The organism is Amaricoccus sp. (genome assembly GCF_017993425.1).
Taxonomy (GTDB): Bacteria; Pseudomonadota; Alphaproteobacteria; order Rhodobacterales; family Rhodobacteraceae; genus Amaricoccus.
The window spans coordinates 45171-51878 of record NZ_JAGOMQ010000031.1 but is presented as its reverse complement, the minus strand read 5'-3'; the positions used below and the strand labels follow the sequence as shown (position 1 = coordinate 51878).

The window sequence follows — 6708 nt, the reverse complement described above, 5'->3', positions numbered from 1 at the left end:
CCGAGCGCACCGTCGACGGATTATGGAGCGCCATCGGGCGTGGCCTCGACGCCTTCCGCCAAGCCGAGTTCGCCAACTATTTCGCCGCCTGCGGATACGATCCAGAATGATCGGCTATCGCTCTAGACTAGTCCCTCCGCGAGGCGGGTGCAGCCCTCGCTATTCAGCAGCGAAGTCCAGACCGACGTCCCAGCCGGAGATCGCCTTGACCTCGGTGAACTCCTCGATCCCCAGATCCCGCCCTCGCGCGCCCGGCCGGAGGCTTTGACTCCGCCGAAGGGCGCGCCCGAGGCGCGCGACTGGCCGTTCATCTCGACCATGCCCGAGCGTAGCCGCCGCGCCAGCCGGTTGCGGCGGGCGACGTCGGCGCTCTGCACGTAGTTGGTCAGGCCGTAGGGGGTGTCGTTGGCGATCGCCACCGCCTCGTCCTCGCTGTCGAAGGGCAGCATCGAGAGCACCGGGCCGAAGATCTCCTCGCGCTCGATCGTCATCCCCGGCACGACGTCGGCGAAGACCGTGGGCTTGACGTAGAAGCCGCGGTTCAGGCCCTCGGGCCGGCCGAGGCCGCCGGCAACCAGCCGCGCCCCCTCGTCCAGACCCTTCTGGATGTAGTCTTGGATCTGGGTCCACTGCCGCTCGCTCACCACCGGGCCGATGTGGCCGCCCGCCTCGCGCGGCGAGCCGACGCGCGTCGCCTCCGCCACGCCGCGGGCGATCTCGACGGCCTGATCGTAGAACGGCCGCTCGACCAGCATGCGCGAGGGCGCGTTGCAGGACTGGCCGGAGTTGTTGAACATGTGCTTCACGCCGCGCACCACCGCGGCCCCGCCAGCGTCGGAGAAGACGAGGTTCGCCCCCTTGCCGCCGAGCTCCAGCGTCACCCGCTTCAGCGTGTCGGCCGCGTTCTTCGAGATCGCCCGGCCGGCGCGGGTCGAGCCGGTGAAGGAGATCATCTCCACGTCCGGATGGGTCGAGGGCTGCGTGCCGACCCCGGGGGCCGTCGCCGTTGACGAGGTTGAAGACGCCGGGCGGCAGGCCGGCGTCGCGAACGAACTCGGCGAAGAGCAGCGAGGAGAGTGGCGCCTCCTCCGAGGGCTTCAGCACGCAGGTGCAGCCGGCCAGGAGCGCCGGGATCACCTTCAGCGTCACCTGGTTCATCGGCCAGTTTCAGGGCGTGATCAGGCCGACGACCCCGATTGGCTCCAGCGCGATCCGGTCGCCGGGCGTGTCGGCGCGCAGCGGGCGGAACCACTCGATCCGGTCGAAGGCGTCGAGGAAGCCCTTGAAATGCCACGGCAGACAGGACGCCTAGTGTTCCGCGCGAGGTCGATCGGCGCGCCCATCTCGAGGCTGATCGCCTCGGCTATCTCGTCCGTCCGCTTCTCGTACTGCGCGAGGATGCCCGCGACCAGCCGCTTGCGCTCGGCGGGCGGCGTCGACGCCTAGGCCGGGAAGGCACGGCTGGCGGCGGCGACGACGGCGTCGGTGTCGGCCTGGTCGCCGAGCGAGATGACCGCGCAGGGCTCCTCGGTGGTCGGATCGATCACCAGGCAGTCGCGGCGCGCCGTCGGTGCAGCCCAGCCGCCATCGATGTAGAACGCGCGCTTCTCGATCATCGGGCTTATCCAGTTCCAGGGACATCCGAAGGCCGGCCCGTGTCGCATGGGCCGGCCTTCGGACGCGCCGCCGGGCTCATCGTTTCATGGCCGAGACGGTGTCCGCAGACAAGGGGAAGGACATCAACGCCGCGCTGCGGTTCGGGATGTGGTCGTCTCACGCGGAGAGGGCCGACGTCTCGTCCGCCGTGCGCAGCGCCGGCTGTCGGCGCAGGACGATCTTCGTCGCCGAGCGGCCGAAGAAGTGGTAGCCCGAGCCGCCCTCGGCCAGGATGTCGAGGAAGGTGTCGGGGTCGGTCACCCGGACGCCGCCGAGGACGTTGCAGCGAGCCTCGAAGAAGGCGTCCGGGATCATCGTGACCGTCGGGCCGACGACCACGATCCGCGCCTCCGGCCGCGCCAGGGCGAGCAGCTCGCCGAGGGTGTCGTTGACCAGCGTGGTTCCGGTGACGATCAGCACGTCGGCCTCGGGAACCACCGCCGGGGCCTCCTCGGCCGGACGGAAATGCGGCAACTCGTGCGGCTTCAGCGTCGCGGGATCCTTCTCGAGCACGAAGTGCCGGGCGCCGAGCTTGCGCAGCTCGCGCAGGAAGGGGACAAAGGCCCCAACCACGACCACGGTCTCGTGGGACGCGATCCCGGCCGCGTCAAAGGCGTCGAGCCGCTCGACGAGGTCGAAGTCCTCGCGTCCCCGGCGCTCCGCGGCGATCTCGGCCAGCGCGTTCAGCGTCGCGATGCCGACGGCGCGGCGGATGCCGACCGACGCCGTCGTCTCGTCGAGCAGGCCGGCGGCGCGGCGGCCTCGGAGCTTTCCGGGGAAGGGCATCGCCATGGCCGAGCTCGGGCAGCAGACCGCCTGGGGGATCTCCTTGATCGGCGTGGCGCAGGCGCCGGCGTGGCCGGTCGAGAGCTTCACCCCGGTGAAGAACAGGCCGATGACGGCCCGCTCCACCACGATGTCGTCGAGCATGGCCCCGAGCTCGGCCCGCACGATCTCGACCGTCTTCGTCAGGATGGCGTTCGCCACGGCCGCTCCTCCGTCGACGGGGCGCCTCACATCGTTCCACTGAGCATCCTGGCGATCTGCTCGTCGGTCAACTCGATGCGGAAGAACGTCGCGTAGAAGTTCCGCACCTCCTCGATCAGCTCGGCCTCCGGGAAGACGTCAGGGTGAAGCCTGGTCGCCGCCCAGAGCACGGTCAGCGGCTGCTCGACCGTGCGGTTGCCCCAGATATGGGCGCCGATAGGGGTGACCAGGATGGCGCCCTCCTGTACGGCCCGGAGCTGGGACAGCGTGGCGTCCGACGTCAGCGCGTCGAGATGCTTCGGGTCGCCGAGAATGATGACGTCGGGATCGGCGCCGACGACCACCTCGGTCGAGAGTGACAGCACCTCCTGGGTGCGGCCGTCATCGGTGACGCTGTCGCCGCCTGCCGCGGTGATCCACCATTCGGCGACGAGATGCGGCTGGGTCATGTTGGCCGGGTTGATGTAGAGGACGCGCGGCCGTTCCTCCGGCGGGATCGCCGTCACCTTCTCCTCGACGCGGGCGAGGGTGGCGTCGAAGAAGGCGGCGTACTTCTCGCCGATCTCTGGGTTGCCGAGCACCTCGCCCACGAGCGCGACGCCGGCCTTGACGTCCTCGGGCTTCTGGATGCGCAGGAGCACCGTCGGCACGCCGTTGGCCTCGAGGATCTCGGCGGTGTCGGTCTCGAAGGACAGCGCGACGTCGGGCTTCGCCTGCAGGATGCGCTCGATGTCGGGGGCGTAGTTGGCGTCCTGCAGGTCGGGCGCATCCGCGAGCTGCGGCGCGAAGACGTACTGGTAGGTCCAGCGCCCGGCGTCGACGAAGCGCTGCGGCAGCCCGCTTACGACCGTGTCGGCCTTGCCGGCCGTGAAGACGAAGCTGTTGATCACCGGCACCGAGCCGAGGGTGATCACCCGCCCGATCTCGTCGGGCACGGTCACGCTGCGGCCGGTCATGTCGGTGATCTCGCCCGCGGGCGCAGCCTGGGCGGTGGCCAGCAGGCAGGCGCCGGCAAGGAGGGTCAGGATGCGCTGAGACATGGTCGAGGCTCCATTGAACGGCTGGCGAGGGCGGGGATGCAGGCCGGTGTCCCGTCGCGGTCGCGGATGATGCGGACGGGCGCGTCGTAGAGGCCGGACAGGAAGTCGGCCGAGAGCAGGAGGTCCGGCGCGCCGCTGCCGAAGACACGGCCCTCCTTGAGCGCGAGCACCCGGCTGCCGACCAGCAGCGCGTGGTCGGGATGGTGGGTGGTCATCAGCACCGCGTAGCCGCTGCCCGCGAGCTCGGCGACGATGTCGAGGATGCGGATCTGGTTGCCGAAGTCGAGGCTCGCCGCCGGCTCGTCGAGGATCAGCACCGGCGCCTCCTGCGCCAGCGCCCGGGCGAGCAGGCAGAGCTGGCGCTCGCCGCCGCTGACCGTGGCGAACTGCCGCCCGGCGAGATGGCCGATGCCGACCCGCTCCAGCGCCTGCTCGGCGACGGCGACGTCGCCGGTGGCCGGCGTCTCGAACATCGGCAGGTGCGCCGAGCGGCCCATCAGTACCATGTCAAGCACCAGATGGCCGAAGACGGACTGGCTCGATTGCGGGACATAGGCGACCTTGCGGGCGAGCTCGCGTGCGCTGAGCGCGCCGACGGCCGCGCCGTCGATGGTGATCGCGCCGGCGGACGGCGTCAGGTTGCCGAAGAGGCAGCGCAGGAGCGTCGTCTTGCCCGCGCCGTTCGGGCCGAGCACGCAGAGGACGTCGCCGCACGCGAGCTCGAAGCCGATCTGCTCCAGCCGCCGGCCCTGGTCGGGGAAGGCGAAGGCGAGGTCCTCGACGCGGAGCATCACGCCCATGCCGCTCGCGTCCTGAGCAGGAGGAAGATGAAGAGCGGCGCCCCGATCACGCTGGTGGTGATGCCGAGCGGGATCTCCATCGACGCGACGGCGCGGGAGAAGTCGTCGACCACGAGCAGGAAGAGGCCGCCGGTCACGATGGTGACCGGCAGCAGGCGGTCGAAGCTCGGCCCGACCAGGATGCGGCCGATGTGCGGCACCACCAGGCCGACCCAGCCGATGATGCCGGAGATCGAGACCGCCGCCGCCGTCATCAGCGTGGCGGCGAGCACGAGCATGAGCCGCGTCGCCGCGACGTTGACGCCGAGCGCGCGCGCCTCCTCGGCGCCGAGGCTCATCACGTTGATCTGCCAGCGCAGCGCGAAGAGCAGGCCGAGGCTCGCGGCGATGACGCCGCCGGCCAGCGGCAGGTCGCCCGGGGTGATCTTGTTCAGCCCGCCGAGCAGCCAGAAGGTGATGACCGGCAGCACGTTCACCGGGTCGGCGATGATCTTCAGGATCGAGATCAGCGCCTGGAAGAAGGCGGCGATCACCACGCCCACCAGCACCAGCACGATCAGGGAATGCCGGTTGATCGCCTGCCCGATCGAGAAGCAGAGCGCGACGGCCACGAGGCCCGAGGCGAAGGCCAGGCCCTGGATGCCGAGGCCGCCGAGGTTGAGCATGACCGCGAGCGACGCCCCGAAGCCGGCGCCGGCGGATACCCCGAGGATGTCGGGCGAGACGATCGGGTTGCGGAAGAGGTTCTGGTACGCGGCCCCGGCCGCCGCGAGCGCGGCGCCGACCATGACGGCGGCGCAGATGCGCGGCAGGCGCACGTTGAGGACGATCAACTCGGCCGAGGAATCCCAGGTTGGCTCGATCGGGACGACGCGCGAGGCGAGGATCGCGAGCACGGTTCCAGGCGGGATCGACACCCGGCCCATGCCGAGCGACAGCACCGCCACTGCGGCGAGCGCGCCCAGCAGGGCGACGAGCACGATCCGTTCCTGCCCCCGCCCCCGGGCCGGCCGCCGCGGCGTATCGGCCGCGGCGGCGCGGGTCAGCATCGGTCGACTTGGACGGTGCTCACACCGTTGTCGGCGAAGAAGGCCTCGATGCGGGCGTTCGACTCGGCGAAATGCCCCTTCTCCCAGACGATCCGCCACTCGCCGGCTTCCTCGTCGTAGAAGGCCTCCGGGAAGGCCTCAAGGAACCGCGCCGTCCGCGCGCCTTCTCTCGGGAGGTCGATGCCGTGGATCTTGCAGCGCTTGGTGAGCGTGACAGGCTGTGTGATCGTGTCCATGCAACCCCTCCCCGATGTATCCAATGATACATATTGAAGTCATCATATCGCGGTCGGGGTGTCAATCGGAGGGACCGATGGCGGCGGCTGGCGGGCCGGCGACCGGTGCCGGCATCGGGAACACGAGACCTACGCGGAGCGCCAAGCCATGCGCCTGACCCAGTTCACGGACTACGCGCTCCGGATGATGATGTACGCGGCCGCCCACGGCGACCGGCTGGTCACGATCGAGGAGGTGGCGGAGGCCTATGGCATCTCCCGGACACACCTGATGAAGGTGGCGAACCTACTCAGCCGGAGTGGTTTCCTGACGTCGGTCCGCGGCAGGTCGGGCGGGCTGAGGATCGCGCGGCCCGTCCAGGAGATCCGGCTCGGTGACATCGTGCGTGCCACCGAGCCCGATTTCGCGATCGTCGAATGCTTCGGTTCGGACAACCGCTGCCGGATCACCGCCCGCTGCCGCCTCCGCGGCATCCTTGCCGGCGCCATGTTCGCCTTCCTGAAGGAGCTCGACGCCCACAGCCTCCACGATCTGGCGCTGCGTCCGGCCGACTTCGGGATGGCTCCCGTCGCCGGCGGCGCATGAGCCGCTACCGCCCGGCCGTCGTCGGCAGGGCGCAGATCGTCGAGCGGGTCAGGAACCGCCGCTCGCGGCCGTTGTCGAGCGAGAACATGCCGCCGCGCCCCGGCACCACGTCGATGATCAGGTCGGTGTGCTTCCAGGCCTCGTATTGCGGGCCGCTGATGTAGACCGGCATCCCGCCGATCTCGCCCAGCTTCACGTCGGCGTCGCCGACGAGGAACTCGCCCTGCGGGTAGCACATCGGCGACGAGCCGTCGCAGCAGCCGCCGGACTGGTGGAAGAGCACCGGCCCGTGCTCGGCGACGATCTCGGCGAGCAGCTCGAGCGCTGCGGGTGTCGCGGTGACCTTGTCCATGA

Annotated in this window: 7 protein-coding genes and 2 pseudogenes; 2 read left to right on the top strand and 7 right to left on the bottom strand. The window is 70.2% G+C overall.

The window, feature by feature from the left end:
* Nucleotides 1–110, top strand: a pseudogene (locus tag KBB57_RS14755) (IS630 family transposase); the annotation flags it as partial.
* 49 nt (nucleotides 111–159) lie between these two features.
* Here KBB57_RS14755 and KBB57_RS14750 read toward each other — a convergent pair.
* From KBB57_RS14750 to KBB57_RS14725, 6 genes and pseudogenes are all read right to left on the bottom strand, one after another.
* Nucleotides 160–1616 (bottom strand): annotated as a pseudogene (locus KBB57_RS14750) (aldehyde dehydrogenase family protein).
* 157 nt (nucleotides 1617–1773) lie between these two features.
* Complete coding sequence (locus tag KBB57_RS14745; protein WP_290751644.1) at nucleotides 1774–2643, bottom strand: DUF364 domain-containing protein; 870 nt, start codon at nucleotides 2641–2643, stop codon at nucleotides 1774–1776.
* Nucleotides 2644–2669: 26 nt separating this feature from the next.
* Nucleotides 2670–3683, bottom strand: coding sequence for an ABC transporter substrate-binding protein (locus KBB57_RS14740; RefSeq protein ID WP_290751642.1), 1014 nt, complete (start codon nucleotides 3681–3683; stop codon nucleotides 2670–2672).
* The gene (locus KBB57_RS14735) at nucleotides 3665–4483 is read right to left on the bottom strand and encodes an ABC transporter ATP-binding protein (protein ID WP_290751640.1); all 819 of its coding nucleotides are present in this window, start codon (nucleotides 4481–4483) and stop codon (nucleotides 3665–3667) included. The genes KBB57_RS14740 and KBB57_RS14735 overlap by 19 nt, the downstream gene beginning before the upstream one ends.
* Nucleotides 4474–5532, bottom strand: coding sequence for an iron ABC transporter permease (locus KBB57_RS14730; protein ID WP_290751638.1), 1059 nt, complete (start codon nucleotides 5530–5532; stop codon nucleotides 4474–4476). The genes KBB57_RS14735 and KBB57_RS14730 overlap by 10 nt, the downstream gene beginning before the upstream one ends.
* A complete protein-coding gene (locus KBB57_RS14725) occupies nucleotides 5526–5768 on the bottom strand; it encodes a hypothetical protein (protein ID WP_290751635.1) in 243 nt (80 codons plus the stop codon). The genes KBB57_RS14730 and KBB57_RS14725 overlap by 7 nt, the downstream gene beginning before the upstream one ends.
* A gap of 148 nt (nucleotides 5769–5916) precedes the next feature.
* Here KBB57_RS14725 and KBB57_RS14720 point away from each other — a divergent pair, with 148 nt between their 5' ends.
* Complete coding sequence (locus KBB57_RS14720; RefSeq protein ID WP_290751633.1) at nucleotides 5917–6354, top strand: Rrf2 family transcriptional regulator; 438 nt, start codon at nucleotides 5917–5919, stop codon at nucleotides 6352–6354.
* A gap of 4 nt (nucleotides 6355–6358) precedes the next feature.
* Here the strand turns inward: KBB57_RS14720 and KBB57_RS14715 are convergent, their stop codons facing one another.
* Complete coding sequence (locus KBB57_RS14715; protein WP_290751631.1) at nucleotides 6359–6706, bottom strand: DUF779 domain-containing protein; 348 nt, start codon at nucleotides 6704–6706, stop codon at nucleotides 6359–6361.
* Nucleotides 6707–6708 lie beyond the last annotated feature (2 nt).

Excerpts from the sequence above, each read along its gene's own strand:
- KBB57_RS14720 (WP_290751633.1), top strand. The coding sequence starts at position 5,917 with ATGCGCCTGACCCAGTTCACGGACTACGCGCTCCGGATGATGATGTAC.
- KBB57_RS14735 (WP_290751640.1), bottom strand. The coding sequence starts at position 4,483 with ATGGGCGTGATGCTCCGCGTCGAGGACCTCGCCTTCGCCTTCCCCGAC.
- KBB57_RS14730 (WP_290751638.1), bottom strand. The coding sequence starts at position 5,532 with ATGCTGACCCGCGCCGCCGCGGCCGATACGCCGCGGCGGCCGGCCCGG.
- KBB57_RS14715 (WP_290751631.1), bottom strand. The coding sequence starts at position 6,706 with ATGGACAAGGTCACCGCGACACCCGCAGCGCTCGAGCTGCTCGCCGAG.
- KBB57_RS14740 (WP_290751642.1), bottom strand. The coding sequence starts at position 3,683 with ATGTCTCAGCGCATCCTGACCCTCCTTGCCGGCGCCTGCCTGCTGGCC.
- KBB57_RS14725 (WP_290751635.1), bottom strand. The coding sequence starts at position 5,768 with ATGGACACGATCACACAGCCTGTCACGCTCACCAAGCGCTGCAAGATC.